The 19481-nt window shown below is 64.1% G+C and carries 14 protein-coding genes; 7 read left to right on the forward strand and 7 right to left on the reverse strand.

The features are described from left to right. The first annotated feature begins 153 nt into the window (after positions 1–153). A complete protein-coding gene (locus tag AC1RRJ_RS09140) occupies positions 154–1140 on the forward strand; it encodes an alpha/beta hydrolase (RefSeq protein WP_493121737.1) in 987 nt (328 codons plus the stop codon). 155 nt (positions 1141–1295) lie between these two features. Continuing rightward, positions 1296–2789, forward strand: coding sequence for an APC family permease (locus AC1RRJ_RS09145; protein ID WP_493121740.1), 1494 nt, complete (start codon positions 1296–1298; stop codon positions 2787–2789). Positions 2790–2834: 45 nt separating this feature from the next. On the opposite strand, the gene AC1RRJ_RS09150 is transcribed toward AC1RRJ_RS09145, so the two are convergent. From AC1RRJ_RS09150 to AC1RRJ_RS09180, 7 genes are all read right to left on the reverse strand, one after another. Continuing rightward, positions 2835–3791 carry an alpha/beta hydrolase fold domain-containing protein gene (locus AC1RRJ_RS09150; protein WP_493121743.1) on the reverse strand — a complete coding sequence of 319 codons (957 nt, stop codon included), beginning with the start codon at positions 3789–3791 and terminating at the stop codon, positions 2835–2837. Positions 3792–3908: 117 nt separating this feature from the next. Continuing rightward, positions 3909–7139, reverse strand: coding sequence for an amidohydrolase family protein (locus AC1RRJ_RS09155; RefSeq protein WP_493121745.1), 3231 nt, complete (start codon positions 7137–7139; stop codon positions 3909–3911). Positions 7140–7165: 26 nt separating this feature from the next. Continuing rightward, positions 7166–8215 (reverse strand): YncE family protein, encoded by a 1050-nt coding sequence (locus AC1RRJ_RS09160; RefSeq protein ID WP_493121748.1) that lies wholly within the window; start codon positions 8213–8215, stop codon positions 7166–7168. 42 nt (positions 8216–8257) lie between these two features. Further along, the gene (gene proC / locus AC1RRJ_RS09165; protein WP_493121750.1) at positions 8258–9037 is read right to left on the reverse strand and encodes a pyrroline-5-carboxylate reductase; all 780 of its coding nucleotides are present in this window, start codon (positions 9035–9037) and stop codon (positions 8258–8260) included. After that, positions 9037–10296 carry an amidohydrolase family protein gene (locus AC1RRJ_RS09170; protein ID WP_493121752.1) on the reverse strand — a complete coding sequence of 420 codons (1260 nt, stop codon included), beginning with the start codon at positions 10294–10296 and terminating at the stop codon, positions 9037–9039. The genes proC and AC1RRJ_RS09170 overlap by 1 nt, the downstream gene beginning before the upstream one ends. Next, complete coding sequence (locus tag AC1RRJ_RS09175; RefSeq protein WP_493121755.1) at positions 10296–11684, reverse strand: amidohydrolase family protein; 1389 nt, start codon at positions 11682–11684, stop codon at positions 10296–10298. The genes AC1RRJ_RS09170 and AC1RRJ_RS09175 overlap by 1 nt, the downstream gene beginning before the upstream one ends. Before the next feature lie 13 nt (positions 11685–11697). Beyond that, positions 11698–12297, reverse strand: a complete 600-nt coding sequence (locus tag AC1RRJ_RS09180; protein ID WP_493121757.1) for an FMN-binding negative transcriptional regulator — start codon at positions 12295–12297, stop codon at positions 11698–11700. Positions 12298–12483: 186 nt separating this feature from the next. On the opposite strand from AC1RRJ_RS09180, the gene pdxR reads away from it, so the two are divergent. The 5 genes from pdxR to AC1RRJ_RS09205 all read left to right on the forward strand — a co-directional run bounded on the left by pdxR (position 12484) and on the right by AC1RRJ_RS09205 (position 19439). Beyond that, complete coding sequence (gene pdxR / locus AC1RRJ_RS09185; protein ID WP_493121760.1) at positions 12484–13944, forward strand: MocR-like pyridoxine biosynthesis transcription factor PdxR; 1461 nt, start codon at positions 12484–12486, stop codon at positions 13942–13944. Positions 13945–14034: 90 nt separating this feature from the next. Next, positions 14035–14517 carry a hypothetical protein gene (locus AC1RRJ_RS09190; RefSeq protein ID WP_493121762.1) on the forward strand — a complete coding sequence of 161 codons (483 nt, stop codon included), beginning with the start codon at positions 14035–14037 and terminating at the stop codon, positions 14515–14517. 248 nt (positions 14518–14765) lie between these two features. Next, entirely contained in the window at positions 14766–16934 is a 2169-nt protein-coding gene (locus tag AC1RRJ_RS09195) for a TonB-dependent receptor (protein ID WP_493121764.1), read from the forward strand. A 145-nt stretch (positions 16935–17079) separates the two neighbouring features. Beyond that, on the forward strand, positions 17080–18168 hold the full coding sequence (locus AC1RRJ_RS09200; RefSeq protein WP_493121766.1) for a PepSY-associated TM helix domain-containing protein: 1089 nt from the start codon (positions 17080–17082) through the stop codon (positions 18166–18168). Between the two features lie 5 nt (positions 18169–18173). Further along, on the forward strand, positions 18174–19439 hold the full coding sequence (locus AC1RRJ_RS09205; RefSeq protein ID WP_493121768.1) for a putative porin: 1266 nt from the start codon (positions 18174–18176) through the stop codon (positions 19437–19439). Positions 19440–19481 lie beyond the last annotated feature (42 nt).

Here is a 19481-nt window from a genome sequence, read left to right on the forward strand (position 1 = left end):
GCATATCCAAGCTTACAGGCCGCAATCCATGATGACCAGCCGTGACACAGCCTCTGGCCTGGTGCGCGAGATGATTGGCCCAAACAGGCGATAGATTGGCGCGGACAAAAGCTATCAGGATGAAGACTACCCGTGATCAAAAGGAAATTTCATATGTCGAACGGCTCGAATGCGTTGCAGAATGATATGGCCGACCCCGATATTCGGCGCTTTATCAATGCGATCAACGCATCCTATGTCGCCCTGGCCGGGGCAGCAGGACCCGGCATGGAAGGCCGCCGTGCGGTCGCCGAACGGGTCCGCAAGCCATGGCGCGTGGGTGGCCCGATCATGGCTGAAACGGTCGATACGGATATAGACGGCATTCGCCTGCGCCTTCACCGACCGGTCGCTGACGCGCTCTTGCCGGTGATGCTCTACATCCATGGCGGCGGCTGGATGCTGTTCAGCATCGACACCCACGACCGGCTAATGCGCGAATATGCCGCGCGCGCCGGAATCGCGGTGATAGGCATCGACTACAGCCTGGCACCCGAGCATAAATTCCCCGTGGCGCTGGAGGAATGTTCGGCGGCGCTCGACTGGATCGTGGCCAATGCCAACGCGCTGGGCCTCGACGCCAGCCATATCTTGATCGGAGGCGATTCGGCGGGGGCCAATTTGTCAGTCGCGACCTGCCTCCTGCGGCGCGAGCAGCGCAAATCGCTACCGCAGGCGATGCTGCTCAACTATGGTGCCTTCGCACCCGAACGCACACCCAGCTACGACCGTTTCGGCAATGGTGACTATTCACTCGACGCCGATGAGATGGACAGCTTTTGGAAGGAGTATGTCTGCGACGCGGGCGATCTGACCAATCCACTGGTGGCGCCGCTGCACGCTGACCTCAGCAGCCTCCCGCCAACCTTTCTCGCTATCGCCGAATGCGACATTCTCGCTGACTGCAACCACGCCCTTGCGGTTCGCCTCACCGAAGCAGGCGTTGCGACGCGCGCGGTCACCTATCACGGCGCAGCGCACAGTTTCCTCGAAGCCATGTCGATCGCGCCGCTCGCGTCCGAAGCACTGGACGATCAGGCGGCATGGATCGGACAGGTAACCGGGAAAACGTCAGAGATAGCGCGACATCGCGACCAATAGCGGCGAGGTCGCTGCTGCACCGTGCCATGTTGCCCGAATGCGACAGCTTCCAACCCGCACGACGCGGTCGCAACAGACAAGATGTGTAACCTGACGCGCAGACGATCAATCGTCGGGAGGGATCAATTATGATGGAAAAAACCACACGCCCCTGGATGATGCGCAAACCCATCGACGCCGTGCGCGGCGATCTGGCAGCCAGCGGCATGCGCCGTACGCTGGGTCCCGTTCAGCTGATCATGATCGGCATCGGCTGCATCATCGGCGCGGGGGTTTATGTGATGACCGGCGCGGCGGCGGCGCATTATGCTGGGCCCGCGGTGATCCTTTCCTTCGCCATCGCCGCCCTCGCCTGCGGCTTCATCTGTCTTTGCTATGCCGAGCTGGCCTCGGCGCTTCCCGCCTCGGGCGCCTCTTACGCCTATGCCTATACTGCGCTGGGCGAGGTTTTTGCCTGGGGACTGGGCTGGATGCTCATGTTCGAATTCGGCCTCGCCGGGTCGGCGCTGGCAGTCGGGTTTTCAGGCTATCTCACCAGTCTGCTCGGCGATTTCGGACTTCACATCCCCTCAGCCCTTTCCACCTCGTGGATCCGCGCCGAAGTCGGACCGGATGGCATGCGCTTCGTCGCCGACGGCGGTATCAATCTGGTCGCGGTCGCCGCGCTTGCCGGCGTCACCATGATCCTGACGCGCGGCATCAGCCAGTCTGCAGCGGTCAATGCGACCCTTGTCATCATCAAAGTAGGTGTGCTCGTCGGCTTTGTCATCGTCGGGTTCGATCATATCGACACCGCCAACTGGGCGCCGTTCATCCCGCAGAATGAGGGCGGTTTCCGCTTCGGCACCGAGGGCATTTTCCGTGCCGCGTCGATCCTCTTCTTCGCCTATCTTGGGTTCGAGGCGGTTGCCACCGCCGCCGCCGAAGCAAAAAAGCCCCAGCGCGACGTGCCGCTCGGCATTCTGGGCGCGCTGGTGGCGAGCACCATCCTGTATGGCGCGGTCGCGATGGTGATGACCGGACTGGTGCCGTTCCGCGCGCTCGATGTGCCCGATCCGATCGCGGTCGCGGTCAGCGCGGTCGGCATGCCGGTGCTGGCGATCATTATCAAAGTGGGCGCTCTGACAGGCCTGGCGTCGGTATTGCTGATGAACACCTATGCCCAGTCACGCGTGTGTCACGCGATCTCCACCGACGGGCTGCTCCCCGCGCGCTTCGCAAAGCTCCATCCGCGCTATAGCACCCCGGTCACCGCGACGATGACGGTTGCGCTGATTTCCGCGATCGCCGCGGCGCTGCTGCCGATCTCGATGCTCGCCGACCTCGTCAGCCTCGGCACAGTCGGCGTGTTTACGGTGGTCGCGGTCGCGGTGATGTGGCTGCGCACGACCCATCCCGAAATCGAACGCCCGTTCAAGGTCCCGCTCGGCGGCATCCGGGTGCGCGGCATGTGGATCGGCACCGTGCCGGTACTCGCCCTCCTGTCCTGCCTGTTGATGGCGGGGCCGGTGCTGATCGATATCGTCGTCAAGGCGATCACGGGCGAATGGATCCCCGCCGCTATCCTTGTTGTCTATATCGGCAGCGGCGCGGCCATCTATCTCCTCTACGGCCTGCGTAACGCGCGGATTCGGGCCGTACCGGCGTAATCAAGAAGCAAGGCCGGTGCCGCACAGCGCCGGCCTTGTCTGGGGTCAGGCCAGCTTGCAGCGGATGAAGGCCGCGCCGTCGGCGATCGCCTGACGCGCAAGGTCAGACACCGACATTGCTTCCAGAAAGCTGTGGATCGCGCCGCGATAGATTTTGCTCTCGGTCTCCACCCCCGCCGCACGAAGCAAGCCGTCCATCGCGACCGAATGTTCGGTGACGATGTCGCATTCGGGAATGACGAGGAAGACCGGCGGAAAGCCCGTCAGGTCGGCGTTGATCGGGCAAGCGAAGGGGTCGGCAGCGTCGGCCGGAACGCGCAGGTAATTGGCATAATATTGCGCCGCCTCGGCGCGATCCATAATCGATCCCGGTCCACCGAAGCGCGCCTCGGCCTCGTCCGACAGATGCGCCGAAAAGCCACCATAGTTGGACAGGATCGCGCGGACGATGCCCATTTCGCCGCGTTCGCGAAGACGCAAGGTCGTCGTGAAGGACAGGTTCGCCCCCGCAGAATCGCCGCCCATCGCGATGCGTGCGGGATCCACGCCGAGCTCGCCGGCGTGACCCTTTAGCCAAAGCATGAACGCTTCGATCCGGTCGAGCGCGACGGGATATTTATGCTCGGGCGCCAGCGGATAATCGACCCCGATCACGACGAAACCGCCAGCCGCGGCATATTCGCGCATCAGCCGGTCGTGGGTGTCAATCGAGAACAGTGTGAAGCCGCCCCCGTGGAGATAGACCATCGCAGGTGCGGGCTCGCCCACCCCCTCTGGCCGATAGGCGCGGATGCGCAATGCGCCCGCCCCCGGATCAAATGTCCGCTCGGTCGTTTCCGCCATCACGGGACCGCCCTCGGCCCAGCGCGCACGCACCTTTTCGGCAACCACGCGCTGTTCGGGAAAGCTTAGCGTCTCGAACGGCGGGTATTTGCACCACTCGGCGCGCATCTCGTCCAGAAAATGACGAAGCCCGGGTTCCAGTTCAATCTCTTCGGCCAATTGTCCGCTCCTTGATGACAGAATGTCCTGGCGGCTCTCGTGGCGGTGCACGGCCGCGCTTTTGGCTACAAGCCCAAGGTCAGTAGCTTTAGGCAGCGCCCGAGGGGCCGCAGCACTTCACTCGTCCTTTTCTGACGGCAACCACTGCATCGCCTTCTCGCCGTCGGCGAACCAGGGCGCGGGCAGCTTGCGCGCGACCGGCCAGAGCTCGTCGAGTGTGTCGGCGTCGAACAATTGTCCACCGCGCATCACCAGCTTTACCGTCCGGCTGTTGCGGATATCCATCAGCGGATCGGCGTCGAACACGAGCATGTCGGCATATTTGCCGACTTCAAGCGTCCCCATATCGTCCATTCGCCCGATCGTCTCGGCCGCGCCCGCGGTCGCGGCGTGGAGTATCGCCAGCGGCTTCATGCCGCCAAGCGCATGCGCCTCCAGCTCATAATGATAGCCGATACCGGGTTCGTCGCCGTGCGACCCCATTCCGACCAGCCCGCCATTTGCCGCAAGCTTCGCGGCATCCGCCGCGAGCATCGGCATGCGCGATGCGTCGAGCGAGCCCCAGTCGCGATGACCGAGCTTGTGCGCGATCGCTGAAGGCGGCCAGAAGCGTCCGACCTTGGGATCAAGCGCGGGATCGTGCTTGGCGACATAATAGTGGCGACCCGAAGGGCCGCTGGTGTTGATCAGCAGCGTCGAAACATAGCTGGTGCGCGTCAGCTCATAGAGCTTCACCACATCCTCACCGAACGGCGCGATCGGCAGCGCATGTTCGTTGCCGGCATAGCCGTCGATAATCTGGGTCAGGATCAGCTTGGGATTATGGCTGCCCTCGGTCGTCGGCAAAATCCCGAGCTCGCGCGAAGCCATGGAGATCCATTGCCGCACCGTCCGGCTTTCGCCGCGATATTGTTTGATGTTGCGCAGGCCCCATGCGTCGCGATAGCGGCGCAGCACCGCGCGCACCTGATCGAGTGAGGTGAAACGCTCCTTCGAGAACAGCGCCGGGCCGGTCGAACGCAGCCGCGGTCCGACGATCATGCCCGCGTCGATCAAATCCTGATAGGCAATCTGGTCGATCCCGAGCGTCGAAGGATCGAAGGAGGTCGTGACCCCGTAAGCCAGCCGTGCGCGCAGCCCCCATTCCTCATAGCCGATGACGTTGCGGCGGACGCCTCCGATATGGTCATGGTCGTCGATGAAGCCCGGCGTGACGGTCTTGCCGCCCAGCTCGCGTTCGGGCGTTCCGGTCGGGATCGCGAAACTGCCGCGCGGGCCGATAGCGGCGATGCGGTCGCCGCTGATCAAAATGTCGGCATCCTCGATCACCCGGTCGCCGCCAGCCATCGTCAGGGCACGCGCACCGCGCAGAAGAATGCTCCCCGCCGGCCGCGCGCGCGGCAGCTCTGCGACCAGCTCGGCGTGCGTTTTCGGCACCGGCGCGCGGGCGTCGGACAGCGTCTGGACATAATTGCCGACAGACCAGAGCAAGCTGCCGTCGGCGCGCCAGTCGAAAAAGTCGGCGCCCATATCGGTGACCTTGCGCCCAGGATTGCCGGGCGCGGCGAGATGGACTGCCACCTTCGGCTCCGCCGGGGTCGGCAGCACATAAAGCTGTTCGCTCGTCTGGGCGGCAATCCAGCGGCCGTCGGGGCTAATCCGCATATCGTCGACGAGCGCCGGCACATCGGTGAAATAATAGTCCTGCGCGGTCACCTTCGCGACCGGGTGTGTCGCCCCGCCGGCAATCTCGACCGCAATCAGGCCATCGGCGCTCATCAAATAGGCGGTGCCCGGCTGGCCGGTGACGAAATGCGGGCGTTGCCCGAGCGGCCCACTCGTGATCACCCGCGCCGCACCGCCGTTCGCGGGGAGCGCGACCAGTTCGGCAGGGCGTATGGTGCCGAATTCGAAACTCGTCTGCTGACGCGCCGCCGACGACGACCGCACCGCGAGGATCGTCTTGCCGTCGGGGGTGAAAACCGGATGCGTGTAAAAAGCCGACAGATCGCTGACCTTCACCGGCGCGCCCGATCCGTCCGAGGCGATTGTCCACAGCCTACCGCCCGCGGCCTCGCTCCACGTCGTATAGACGATGCGCGACCCGTCAGGGCTCCAGCTTGGCAGCGAGGGCGGATCGCCCCGGACTGGCAGACGCCGCGATGCGCCGCCCGCCAGCGACTGCACATAGACGCTGCCCAATGCCGCATAGGCGACCCGCGCACCGTCGGGCGATGGCGTGGTCCCCTGCGGCAACTTCGCGCGCACCGGGCCCGCTTCTTCGCGAAACGCGATCCGCGTACTCGGGCCAGTCGCCAGCTTCAATCTTGCCGTGAAGGGAATCGGCGTCACCGTCGATCCGTCGACCGGTCGCCGCTCGATCTTGCCTTGATAGGCGATCAGAATCGCCTTGCCGTCGGGCGTAAAGCTGTAGCGCGGGATCAGGTCGAGCGACGCTGCGCCGTTCATCAGGTCGAGCGGCGCCGGACCAAGATCGCGGTCGACCCCGCTGGTCAGATCGCGCACACGCAACATCGTCCTGGCCATCCGCCGCGTCGCATAGGCCAGCAGCCTTCCGTCGGGCGATATTGCGGGACGGAAGAAAGTCTCACCCCCCGCTTCACGCCCGCCCGAGTTGGAGATCACTGCCTCTTCAGCGCCGGTCGCAAGGTTGCGGCGCACGATCGTCCACGGCACAGGCGCGTCGAAGGACAGGTCGCCCACGCGGCGCGCAAAATAGAGATATTTGCCATCACGCGACGCCGCCGCACCAAGGCTGCTCTGCCATTCCGAACGCGGCGCATCCTCGCTTGGCTTGGCGGGGGCGACCAATTCTCCGGGGCCGCCATCGACGGGGTGCCGCCACAGCTCATAGCGGTCGAGCCGGATGCGCAGGCGGCTGACATAGACGGATTTTCCATCGGCGCTCCATTCGGGCGAGGTACGGACCGCGCCGTCATCCTCGTCGCTGATCCGCCGTGCGCCGCTGCCGTCGGTGCGCGCGATCCAGACATTGTCGCCGCCCGAGCGATCGCTGACATAGGCAATCCATTTGCCGTCAGGCGAGAAGGTCGGCTGCACCTCGAACGCCATGCCCGTCGCAATCGGCACCGCGTGGCCGCCCTTCGCCGGCATGGCATAGATTTCGCCGAGGATGTCGAACAGGATCGTCTGGCCGTTCGGCGACACCGCGAGCGACATGAAGGTGCCGCTCGACACCTCATAGTCGAGTGTGCGCCCGGGCTTGAGGGGCAGTTCCTGTACGTCGCCAACTTGTGCCGCCACCGGCAAAGTCAACGCCATTGCCGACACCAGACCCAGTGCCGAAAAAACCGACCGGCTCATCATCTCACCCCTTCTTGTCACCCGACTCTTCAGTTCGGCTGCCACGTCTCCACGCGGAAGCTGTCCGGATGATAACGGCTAACCGGTTCGGCCCCGTCTTTGGCCGGAAATTCGGTGGAATCGGCATTGACCAGATAGAGCCGCCCGGTGCGATGATCGATGTCCATCATCCGCGCACCGGCCCGGGTCTGGACCGTCGCAACAAGGCGCAGGCTGTCGACGCCGTCGCGCTGAACGACGCTCATCGTGCCCTCATAATTGCTGCTTACGATCCGGCCGCTCTTCTCTTCGAATGCCAGCGCGTCCAGCCCCTTGCCGATCGTCACCCGCGCGGTGACCTTACCCGTCGCGGGGTCGAGCAGGAACACTGCGGGCTTGTCGCCGCCGCATGCCCCCAGTAGCCGGGCCGTATCGGGGAGATATTTCATCTTCGACACATTGCAGCCGACATCCCAGCGCGCCTGTTCCTTCAGCGTCAGGGAATCAAGCTTGAGCACGAGCCCGTCGAGACGCACCGGAGCATAGAGGCTCCCTTTCCCATCCGCCGCCGGGTCGTCCATTTTGCGGAACGGAAAACGCGTCGTACGGAGCAGCTTTCCGGTCGCGGCATTGATGCTGAACCAGGTCGATTCAGCCGGGCGCGTTCCGGTAATCATGTGAAGCTGCCCCGTCGCGGGATCGAGCGAGCCACTGTTGAGCCCACCGTCGCTCGCCAGCTTCATCCGCCCGATCGGCTTCAGGCTCTTGAGATGAAAGCTGAGCAACGTGCCATCGTTCATCGCGACATAGCCGCGGTCATATTGCGGCAGCAGCACAGGGCCATTCGCCCCGACCGAATCCGGCATCGTCATGACCGCGGCGGCGCGATCGACATCATAGACGGTCAGCCCGTCGTTCAGCCGCGCCATGAACAGCCGCGGGCTGCCGGGTTCGAACTTCACATAATCCCAGTCGGTATCGGTGCTGGAAAGCGTCACGCTGGCGGTCATTTCATAGGGCAGCGTTGGCGCGCTTTCCTGCGCGATGGCGGCACCTCCACAGAGCAGCGCAGCACCGGCAAGAAGGAAATAGGCTTTCATAAGGGAGGCTCCGTTTCTTGAATGGAAAACCGGGCGAGTGTTTTACCCGGCGAGTTCGCGCGACCGCGCGGCCGCAGCTTCGACGATTGCAACGGCCAGCCGGTCGATGGCATTGTCGGCATCCATCGCTGCCAATCCGGCCGCGGTCGTTCCGCCAGGGCTGGTCACCTGTCGCCGCAATTCGGCCAACTCGACCGGATCCACGTCAGCAAGCGTCGCCGCACCGATGAAGGTCGCGCGCGCGAGTTGCATCGCCAGCGCCGGGGGCAAACCCTCTGCGGCGCCCGCTGCCGCAAGTGCCTCGGTAAAGCGGAAGAAATAGGCGGGGCCGCTGCCCGACACGGCGGTCACCGCATCGATCTGCGCCTCGTCGTCCAGCCACACCAGCGCTCCAGTCGGTGTCAGCAACGCATCGACGTCATCGCGATCGCCATCGCGCAGCGCAGCGCCCGCAACCGCAACGCTGATCCCCTTGCCAATCGCTGCCGGGGTGTTCGGCATCGTCCGTACGACCCGCCCGCTACCACTAAGCGCTGCGCTCAATCCATCGAGGGTGATCCCCGCCATGATCGATACGAAAAGCGCGTCGCGTTCGGCGAGCGGCCGCAACGCTTCGCTGATCGAGGCGAACATCTGCGGCTTCACCGCCAGCACCACAGCCAGATCGCCTTCGACCGCAACATCGGTCAGCGCGTCCAGCCGCTGGGCACCTTCTGGCAAATTCGCGAGCATCGGATCGAACACCAGCACGCGGTGTGTGTCCTTCCAGCCGCGCGCCATCGCGCTGCCCATTCGGCCGCAGCCGATCAGCAAGACATTCATCAGCGGACACCCTTATAGCGTTCGGCAAGCTGGTCCTGCCGCGACCGGATCAAGGTTTCGCGCCCTTCGATGATGACGCTGAGCGCGTTGGTCGATGGCTCCAGCGGATCGCCATCCCATACGACCAGATCGGCATCGGCACCGGGAACCAGCGTCCCGCCGCCCCGGCCCCAGATCGCCAGCGGGTTGACTGTCACCGCGCGCAGAGCGTCGATATAGGGCAGCCCGTTGGAGACCGCGATCCCCGCACCTTCGCGTAGCCCCATACCGGCATTGTAGCTGGCATGGACGCCGCCACCGACCTGTCCGACCGCAATCCGCACCCCTGCCCTGGAAAGCAGCACCGCATTGTCCTGCCGCGCGCCAAGCTGGTCGAAATCGAACGGCAGATTGACCAACGGGTCGAGCACCACCGCGACCTTCGCCGCAGCGAGAACATCGGCGGCGCGCCACGCATCGATGCCGCCGACTATGATCACCCGAAGGCCAAATTCGGACGCCAGCGCCGCAGCCTCGCGAATATCGGATTCACGATGCGTCTGGATCGCCAGCGGCAGCTCGCCGCGCACGACGCGCCGGATCAGCGCATCGCCCCGATCATCGCCCTTGCCCGGCGGTGGACCATCATGCCGCGACTTCTTGCCCTTGCGTTCGCCGCCGGAAACCGCGCGCTTCGCATCCCCGATCGCCTTGCGCAGCACGGTCCATTGCACGGCACGCGACCCCAGCTTCTCCCACGCACCGCCGCCGATCACCGCATAAACACCGACGTCAGCGGCATCGAGAATGCCGACTCCGTCGCGCAGCCTCACAAACGACGCTTCGCCGCCAAAGGGCGCGAAACGCGACGGCGAAGGGTAAATCAAAGCCCGCGTTACCCCGTCGGCGCGCGCTAGGCTCACCAGCGTCGAATTGCCATTGAGTGCCCGACTGACGTCGAAACCCGCGTTGCGATCGTCGCGCGAGCTGGAATCGATCGTTTCCTCCGATCCGGCGAGTTCGATCAGCCCGAGTTGCGTCGCACCATTGACCAGCCCCGGCGTGACCGGCTTGCCACCCGCATCGATGATCTTCGCTCCGTCAGGGACGGCACCGGCAGCAGTGATCGAAACGATCCGGCCATTTTCGATCAAAATCGTGGCGTCACGCACGGGCGCATCGCCCTCCATCGTCCAGGCTTCGGCGTGGGTGACGGCCAGCGTCTGCGCCGAAACCGGCGCCGCAATTGCCAGCGCGATCAGGCTTGCAAACATCCGCATCACCGAACTCCCCCGCGTCCAAATTCGAAGTCGGAGACGGGTTCACTCGGCGGTTTCGCCCGGTCCCACGCCACCGCACCGTCGATCAGCACCAGATCGGCCTTGCTATAGATGCTGAACGGATCGCCCGACCACAGCACGACGTCGGCCTGAAAACCCGACGCAAGCGTCCCGACGCGCTTGTCGAGGCCCAGTAACTTTGCCGGGTTACTCGTCGTCCATTTGATCATCCGTTCGGGCGGGATGTCGATCCCGATCCGCCGCCCCGCCGCTGCCGCTTTCGCTGCAGCGATATTCAGCCGCTGTCCGTCGGCGGGGGAGTCGGAGTGCATCATAACGCACACGCCCGCCTGCTCCAGCAGCGGCGCGCCCGCGCGCACCGCATCCTGTGCCTCAAGCTTGAAGCCCCACCAGTCGGCCCACACGGCGGCACAGGTACCCGCTTCGCGCAGCAGGCCCGGCACCTTATAGGCCTCGGTTGCGTGATGGACGGCGCCGATCCGGAACCCAAATTCTTTTGCCACCGACAGAACCCCGGCGATGTCGCCAGCGCGATAGCAGTGGAGGTTCACGCGAATATCGCCCGCGAGGATGCCGGCCAGGGCCTCCAGCTTCAGATCGCGCGGCGGCGCGGTGCCATTGCCAGCCCGCGCCTGTTCGATCGCGCGCTTGTAACGCTGCGCATCGAAGAAGGATTGCCGCATATAGGAAATGACGCCCTGGCGGCTGGTCGGCCCGTCATTATCGTCGTCAGCGCCCCAGCTCTTGGGGTTTTCGCCGCACGCCATCTTGAAGCCCTGCGCGGCTCCAACGACTTTCATGCCCCAGACAGTCGGCGCGCGCAGCGGTTTCACCACGGCTGAGCGGCCCGCAAAAATCGGGGTCGATCCGGGCAAAATCTGGATGGTCGTCACGCCACTCGCCAACGCCCGGTCAAACGCCATATCCTGCGCATTCACCGCGGTTTCGATCCAGGTGTCGGCGACATTGGGTGCGCTCACTTCGGACACGTCCGACGCTTCACGGTCGATGGCCGTCAGTGGCAGGACGAAGGTGCCATCATGGCTATGGACGTCAATCACTCCCGGGGTGATCCAGCGCCCGCGTGCATCGATCTCGCGTACGCCCGGATTGTCGAGTCCCTTTCCTATCGCGACGATCTTGCCGCCGCGCAGCAACAGGTCACCGCCGTCGATCCGACCGCCCGCGCCGTCGAGAATCGTCGCTCCGCGGAGCAGCATATCGTCGGATGGCGCCGCGACGTAGCGGCTCGGGAAGGGATCCTCCTGCCAAGGCATCGGTGCCGCCGCGCGCTGCGCACCAGCCGGAACCGCGAGCACGAACGCCGCTGCCATCATCGACCCAAGCCGCATCGCCCTTGCCGTCATATCCACCCCCAATTTAGCGCCCCTTGTTGAACCGCCGCATCCAGTCCGCCATTTCGGTGTCGGGCAATGCGCCCAATATGTTGCTGAGCGTTTCGGCATCTTCGTCCTGCCCCAGTTTGAACTTGCCCGAGAGGCGGGTGACCGTCGCGCGAAAGCCGATGATGTGGTCCAGCATGCCGCGATAGCGCGCGCCCAGCTCCTCGACGCTCCACGGCGCGCGGCGCCCCCCCTCCATCGCACCGATCAACAGCTTAAGCGACATTTCGGTCAGCGCGTCGTCGAACCGAACCTCGGCGTCAATCTTCAACTGCCCATAGTTCCAGGTCGGCGCCCAGTTGCGCCGTCCAGCATGTTCGGGACTGACATAGGCATCCGGTCCGACAAACAGGATCGTCGCACGCAGATCATTCCGCAGCGCGGCATGAAGCGGGTTCGAGCGCATCAAATGCCCGATCAATTCGATCAGTCGGCCATCCTCGTCGAACACACCAATCAGCGGCAGCAGGCTCGCATCGAGCGCGCCTGCATCGCCGCCGCAAACCCAAGCCAGCGGAAACGCCTCGACCAGCGCCCGAACATCCGCATTTTCAAACTGGTCGAACAGCGCCACCATAATCCCCGTATTTTCCTACGCATCCGCCCTGGGGATGCGCTCGATGGCGCGGTTGTCCATCAGCCTTGGGTCCTGGACAAGCACCAAAACCAAAAAGCTTGGGGGTCCAGTATCGATTGCACAAGCCGATCCGCGCTGTTAGGCTTGGTACCCATCCACTTTCATTTTATCAAAAAGGATGGTCCAATGTTGCGCCCATGGCAGGTCAGTCTGGGGGATCGTATCGATCCCGCACGCGACGTTCCCATTTATATGCAGATCATCCAGGCGCTGATCCGCGACATCGAACGCGGCCGGCTCACCTCGGGCACTTACCTGCCCAGCAGCCGTGAACTGGCACAGGTTCTCGGTGTCAATCGCAAGACCGTTGTCCTCGCCTATGAGGATCTGATCGCGCAAGGCTGGCTCGATTCAGCGGGTACGCGCGGGACAATGGTCGCGACCTCGCTTCCTGACCCGGTCAAGCGCAACCAGGGCGAGGCCGAAGCAACGATGAGCAGCGCCGCGATCGACTATCGCTTTGCCGCACCGCCCGAGCGGCCGATCGCCCTGCCGCCTGGCCCCGGCTTGAAAATCGACGAAGGCGCGCCCGATGGCCGCCTGTTTCCGGCCGAACTTCTCGCCCGCGCCTATCGCGTCGCCGCGCATCGTGCGTCGCGTGACAATGGCTTCCAATATCGCGACCCCCGCGGCTCCCCCATGTTACGCGAAGCGGTCGCGACGATGCTCAAAAGCCAGCGCGGCCTGCCCGTCGCGGCGGAAAATATTTGCATCACCCGTGGTAGCCAAAATGGCATTTTTCTCGCTGCGCAGGTGCTGGTTCGGCCCGGCGATTCGGTGATTGTCGAGGCGCTGACCTACGAACCCGCGGTTGCAGCCTTCCGCGCGCTCGGCGCGAATATCGTCCCCGTCGGGCTCGACGAGGACGGGATGGATATCGACGCCGTAGAACATGCCTGTCGCCGCAATGCGGTACGCGCGGTCTTCGTCACCCCGCACCACCAATTCCCTACGACGGTGTCGCTGCGCCCCGAGCGCCGCCTGCGCCTTCTCGAACTCGCTCGCCAATTCGGTTTTGCGATCATCGAGGATGATTATGACCATGAATTCCACTTTGAATCGCAGCCGCTTCTGCCGATGGCAGGCTATGGTCCGGGCCTCGTTCTCTATGTCGGTTCGCTGTCCAAGCTGCTCCTGCCGGCGCTGCGCATCGGCTATGTCGCCGCGCCACCGCCGGTGATTGATGCGATCGCGCACCGGGTCTCGCTGACCGATGGAATGGGCAATACGCTGACCGAAGACGCCGCCGCCGAACTCATCGACAATGGCGAACTGCGCCGCCACGCCCGCAAGGTACGCCAGGTCTATGCAAAGCGCCGCGAAAGCTTCGCGGCCGAACTGGACCGATCACTCGGCAACATCGTCGACTATCGAATGCCCGATGGCGGGCTTGCCTTTTGGCTGCGGTTCAAGACCGACCTCGACCAGATAGAGGCACGCGCCGCCGCGATGGGATTGCGTTTTGCCGCATCGCGTTCGTTCATGACCCGCGACGATGCGCGGCGTGGGCTGCGTATCGGCTTCGCCAGCCTGAACGAGCATGAGGCACGCACCGCGCTTGCCGCGCTCCGGGAAGCAGCAGGCTGATCCAGCTTGGCCCCGTCGGCTGGCGCACTATTGGATGTTTTCCGATCCACCTGAAAGACAGAACCTAAGATAGTCACAGGAGGAAATTTCATGAAAAAATTGACCGCACTCGTTTTGGCCGCCGCAACGCTGCCGCTGGCCCCCGCCGTCGCGCAGCAAACGCCCACGCCGGCTCTCGCTGCCGCAAATGCCCCTTGGCCCGAGGCCTGGTTCGAAATCTTCAAACTCGCCCCCGGCAAGCAGGAAGAGTTCGTCCGCCTTCTCGCCGAGGCAGACGCGGTATCCGCCGCCGCCGGTCTGCCCCCGACGCAGCTTTTCTTCCATGACAATGGCGCCGATTTCGACGTCATCCTGTTCAAGCCCGTCACCGGCGTCGAGCCGACCCCCGAACAGGAAGCCGCGATGGCGAAGAAACACAAGGAACTCGGCATCCCCAGCGGCCCCGCCTATTTCGTCAACCTCCGCAGACTTGTCGCCGAACACACTGATTCCAAAACCTATGGTCCGCTCTCGGCTGACCAGTGGCTCGCGCGCCTCGATAAATGGCGCGCCGAAAATCCGCCGCGCAAGTGACAAAAAGATAGCGAACCGCGACCGCAACATTTTTGCCGCTCCGGGGCAATGCTGTTGCGGTCAATCCCGGGCGGCTCGCCACAAGCCAGTCGGACCTTGGTAACAATATTGCCGCATTGGTCCCCTGCGCATGGGTAAACTGGATGTTTTGCGGCCCAAGCATGTCGATCATGTTACAGTTCCGATTACAGGCCAGGCCCCACGCCCTGCCGGATCGGAGCAGCTTTTCAATATTGGGGGATAATATCATGGTTGCGTACCGCAGCATTTTTCGGGGCACCGGCATCGCGGCCCTCGGCGCGGCACTGGTCTCCGCCGCACCGGCTTTCGCGCAGGACACCGCAGAGGACATCGTCGTCACCGCCCAGCGCAGCAACGAGACCCAAGTCAGCCGCAGCGGCTCACTCGGTGCACTCGGCGACATGGACGCAATGGACGCGCCCTTCGCGATCAAGGGCTATAGCGAAACGCTGATCCTCAACCAGCAATCGCTGACCCTTGGCGCCGTGCTCGAGAATGACCCCTCGGTCCGGACTTCGCTGGGCTTCGCCAATGCCTCCGAACAGTTCGTGATCCGCGGCTTCCCGCTCTATGGTGAAGATATCGCGATCGACGGCCTTTATGGCGTCACGCCCCGCCAACTCGTTTCCCCCGAACTCTACGACCAGGTCCAGATCCTGAACGGCGCCAGCTCCTTCCTGTTCGGCGCGGCGCCGGGGGGAAGCGCCATCGGTGGAACCGTCAACCTCCAGCCGAAGCGCGCGCGCGACAAGGATATCAATCGCCTGACCGCCAATTATCTGTCGGACGCGCATTTTGGTGGCGCCTTCGATTTTGGCCGCCGCTTCGGCGACGATGGCGCCTTGGGCATCCGCATCAACGGCGCCGGCCGTTGGGGCGATATCGCGATCGACGATGAATATCGCAGCTCGGTGGTGCTCGGCATGGGAGTCGACTATCGCTCTGGTCCGTTGCGCGTCTCGCTCGACCTCGCCTATCAGCGCGCCAAGGTTCAGCATATGCGCCCGATGGTCCAGCTGGGCTTTGGCGTGGACGAAGTTCCCGATGTGCCTGACGCTGCCGGGAACTACGGTCAGGCGTGGAATTATACCACGCTGCGCGACATCTTCGGAATCGCGAAGCTCGAATATGACCTCAGCGACAGCTTCACCTTCTACGCTGGCTTCGGCGCGCGCGATGCCGCTGAGCGGGGCCGGTATCAGAGCCTGACGATCGACAATGCCGTTCTGCCCGGCGACGGCTATGCCACCGGCTCCAACATTCCGCGCAACGACAATAATGAAGCGGGACAGGTCGGAATTCGCGGCAAGTTTGAAACAGGCCCGATCACCCACCAGATCAATGTCGGCGGCTCACACAGCCGTTATGTCAACCGCAACGCCTATGCCTTTGGCGTCTTCTCGCGCGATGCAACCAACGGCACCAATCTCTATGATCCGGTGGACACCCCGCAGCCGGCATTCAATTTCTTCCTTGGAGGCGACCTGGCCGATCCCTTCCCGATCAGCCGCACGCGCCTGACCAGCTTTTTCGCATCGGACACGATCGGCGTATTCGACGACAAGCTGATGGTGACCGTCGGGCTGCGCCGTCAGAAGATCGACATCCGCAGCTATGACTATGGCACAGGCGCCCAGACCGGCGGCTATAAGCAAAGCGCCACCACTCCGGTGGTCGGCATCGTCATCCGGCCGAGCGAAAGCCTGTCCTTCTATGCCAATCGCATCGAAGGCCTGGCACAAGGGCCGAGCGCACCCGCCGGAACGTCAAACGTCGGCGAGATTTTCCCGCCGTTCAAGAGCGTCCAATATGAACTGGGTGGCAAGATTTCATTCGGCAGCTGGAACGCCTCGATGGCGGTGTTCCAGACCGAACGACCGCAAGAATTCATTATGCCCGATCCCGACGGCGCGGGCCCGCTGCTGCCGGTCTTCACGGTCGATGGTTTGCAGCGCAACCAGGGGCTCGAATTCAGCTTCGATGGCGAGCCTACCAAAGGCCTGCGCATCATCGCCGGTCTGTCGGTGACCGATGCAACACAAAAGAAGACCACCGGCGGCGCGACCGACGGCCGCGACGCCATCGGCGTTCCCAAATATACCGCCAATGCCAACATCGAATGGGACCTCGGCTTCCTGCCGGGCGTCACGCTGACCGGCCGCGTGATGCAGACCGGCAAGCAGGCCTTCAACCTGACCAACAGCATGACCTTGCCCGAATGGACCCGCTTCGATCTTGGCGCGCGCTATGTCGTTGCGGCGGGCGATACGCCGATCACCTTCCGCCTCAACGTCGATAATGTGGCGAACGATAATTACTGGTCGTCGTCCTTGGGCGGCTACCTCGTTCAGGGCATGCCGCGGACCTTCAAGACTTCGGCAACCGTCGAATTTTGATCCCCGGCACTATCCGATCGCTTCCTTTGGCCCGGCTGGCAACAGCCGGGCCTTTTCTTTGGGCATGGTTGCGTCGGACTTGGACCCCATAGTTAGTCGAAAAGTGGATGTTTTTCGGACCTTCGAAGCCGGCCAAACAGGCAGCATGATCACTCATGCAAAGCCTCCGCGGCCGTCGCTGCGCCGACGGCTCCTCTCTGTCCACCGCTGGCTCAGCCTCGGCGCCGCTATCTTCTGGCTGTTGCAGGCGATCACTGGCATCCTGATCATGTTCCACTGGGAAATCACCGATGCGGCGATTTCCGGCGTGCATCGCCCGACTGACCTTGCTGCAATCGAGCGACGGATCGACACGCTCGTCCCGCCGGGCAGCGGCGGCAAGGTCGATACTGTATGGACGACGGCGGGCGCCGCCGACCGCTATCAAATCTATTTCGATCGCGGGGACGGAACCAGCGGATCGGTTCGCGTCGCGGGCGACGGCAGCGTGCTCCATGCGCCGCGCGAAGGCGAGAGCAGCATCATGGGCTTCCTTGTCGGCTTTCACCATGACCTGCTGGGATCATGGGGCAGCTGGATCGTGTCGATCAGCGGCATTCTGCTCTGTTCGAACCTCATCCTCGGTCTTGTCACCGCATGGCCGAAGCGCGGGACCTGGCGCCGTGCGCTCATGCCCGCGCCCCGCGGCCCGGCGAGCGCCCGCCTCTATTCGTGGCACCGCGCCGTCGGCCTGTGGGCGGTGGTCCCCGCACTGATCATCGCCGCGACCGGCACGATGCTGAAGTTTGAAGATGGCGTGGGCAAGCTGGTCGGGGCCGAGTCCGTCGCGCTACCCGCCAACCCTGTGACAGATATGCCCGTGGGCTTCGCCACGGCGGCAGGTGCCGCGCTGGCCGCGATCCCGGGCAGCAGCCTGACGCAGGTCGCCTGGCCCGAGGAGGGCGACGCCACATATCGCATCCGCGTCCGCGACTCCGGCGAGATTCGCCGCGCTTATGGTGGCAGCGTCGTGCTGGTCGATGCCAATGACGGCACCGTGCGCGGCATCTATCCGATCGCCGATGCCGATGCCGCCCGCGCCTTCATGAGCGCACTCTTCCCGATCCACACCGGCGAAGCGGGCGGGCTGATCGGTCGTCTGTTGTCGATCGCCATCGGCCTGTGGCTGATCACAATGATCGTCGCGGGAACCCTGCTCTGGCTGAAACGCCGCAAGCCCCGCGCTCAAGGATAATCACCATGCCAGCACGTTTCCTGCTTCTCGCCACGACGGCGCTCATCCTGACGCCACCGGTCCACGCTCAGGAAGACCGGCTCGCAGCGCTCGAACGTCGGCTCGCCGAACAGCAGCAGCGTATCGAACAGCTCGAAACCATCGTCGCACGGCAGGCCCAGACCGGCACCCCCGCACCCGTCGCCGCCCTGCCCGCGCCTGCCCCCACGCCATCCGCGCCGACCATCGTAGCCGCACCGGCATCCGAAAGCGCTTTCCGCATCTCCGGCCTCGACGTCAGCGGCGACATGCGCGTCCGGCAGGAATGGAACTATGGCGGCGCACGCGACCGGTCGCGCTCGGCGGTCCGCGCCCGACTGCGCGCGAGTTACGCGGTGTCAGGCGACTTCTCCGTTGGCACGCAGATCGCGACCGGCGATCCCGACGACCCCAATTCGACCGACGTCACGCTCGGCAATTTCGTAGATGATTTCGCGGTGTCACTCGATCAGGCGTGGGTCCGCTACCAAAATGGCGGATTCACTGCCTATGCAGGCAAATTCCCGCAAATCTTCCAGCGCACCGACATGCTATGGGACGGCGATGTGTCGCCGCAGGGCGCGGCGATTTCCTATGGCGCACAGCTTGGCGCGGCCAAGTTCGACGCGCGCGCGCTCTGGTTCGTCATCGATGAAGCCTCGGTCGCGCGTGACAGCGACATGTTCGGCGGCCAGATCGCGCTGTCGACGCCGCTGGGTTCCGGGTTGAAGGCCGGGGTCACCGGAAGCTATTTTCATTATCGCCTCGGTTCTGTCACGGGCGCCGATGCCGGCGACTTCCGCGGCAATCTGCTCGGCGGCGGGCGCTATCTGTCCGACTTCCACCTTCTCGAGGGGATCGGTACGCTCAGCTGGGCCGGCCCCTCGCCGCACTGGCCCGTCACCTTCACCGCCGATTATGTCCGCAATCTCGGCGCCGCGGTCGACGGCGACACCGCCTTCAACCTCGAGCTCGCTGCAGGCCGCACCACAAAGCCTGGCGACTGGCGTCTCGCCTATAATTATTCAAGGGTCGGGGTCGATGCGGTGCTCGCCGCGTTCAGCCACGACAATATCGACCTCGCGACCAACTATCGCCTCCACGGACTGGGCTTGTCCTATGTCCCGGCGTCGAACCTGCAACTCGACCTGCTCTGGTATCATTATCGCCCGCTCGACCGCGCCTATGCGAGCGCGGTTCCGCCCTCCGACTGGCTCGACCGCATTCGCCTTGGCTTCATGGTGAGTTTCTGATGCTGCTTGCGGCGCTTGCCCTTGCCGCATCCGATGTCCCGC

Source organism: Sphingopyxis sp. GW821-FHT12C06, assembly GCF_058807415.1.

Bases quoted from the DNA above. Each gene is read 5' to 3' on its own strand.
- AC1RRJ_RS09140 (WP_493121737.1), top strand. From the start codon at position 154: ATGTCGAACGGCTCGAATGCGTTGCAGAATGATATGGCCGACCCCGAT.
- AC1RRJ_RS09145 (WP_493121740.1), top strand. From the start codon at position 1,296: ATGATGCGCAAACCCATCGACGCCGTGCGCGGCGATCTGGCAGCCAGC.
- AC1RRJ_RS09155 (WP_493121745.1), bottom strand. From the start codon at position 7,139: ATGATGAGCCGGTCGGTTTTTTCGGCACTGGGTCTGGTGTCGGCAATG.
- AC1RRJ_RS09160 (WP_493121748.1), bottom strand. From the start codon at position 8,215: ATGAAAGCCTATTTCCTTCTTGCCGGTGCTGCGCTGCTCTGTGGAGGT.
- proC (WP_493121750.1), bottom strand. From the start codon at position 9,037: ATGAATGTCTTGCTGATCGGCTGCGGCCGAATGGGCAGCGCGATGGCG.
- AC1RRJ_RS09170 (WP_493121752.1), bottom strand. From the start codon at position 10,296: ATGCGGATGTTTGCAAGCCTGATCGCGCTGGCAATTGCGGCGCCGGTT.
- AC1RRJ_RS09175 (WP_493121755.1), bottom strand. From the start codon at position 11,684: ATGACGGCAAGGGCGATGCGGCTTGGGTCGATGATGGCAGCGGCGTTC.
- AC1RRJ_RS09180 (WP_493121757.1), bottom strand. From the start codon at position 12,297: ATGGTGGCGCTGTTCGACCAGTTTGAAAATGCGGATGTTCGGGCGCTG.
- pdxR (WP_493121760.1), top strand. From the start codon at position 12,484: ATGTTGCGCCCATGGCAGGTCAGTCTGGGGGATCGTATCGATCCCGCA.
- AC1RRJ_RS09190 (WP_493121762.1), top strand. From the start codon at position 14,035: ATGAAAAAATTGACCGCACTCGTTTTGGCCGCCGCAACGCTGCCGCTG.
- AC1RRJ_RS09195 (WP_493121764.1), top strand. From the start codon at position 14,766: ATGGTTGCGTACCGCAGCATTTTTCGGGGCACCGGCATCGCGGCCCTC.
- AC1RRJ_RS09200 (WP_493121766.1), top strand. From the start codon at position 17,080: ATGATCACTCATGCAAAGCCTCCGCGGCCGTCGCTGCGCCGACGGCTC.
- AC1RRJ_RS09205 (WP_493121768.1), top strand. From the start codon at position 18,174: ATGCCAGCACGTTTCCTGCTTCTCGCCACGACGGCGCTCATCCTGACG.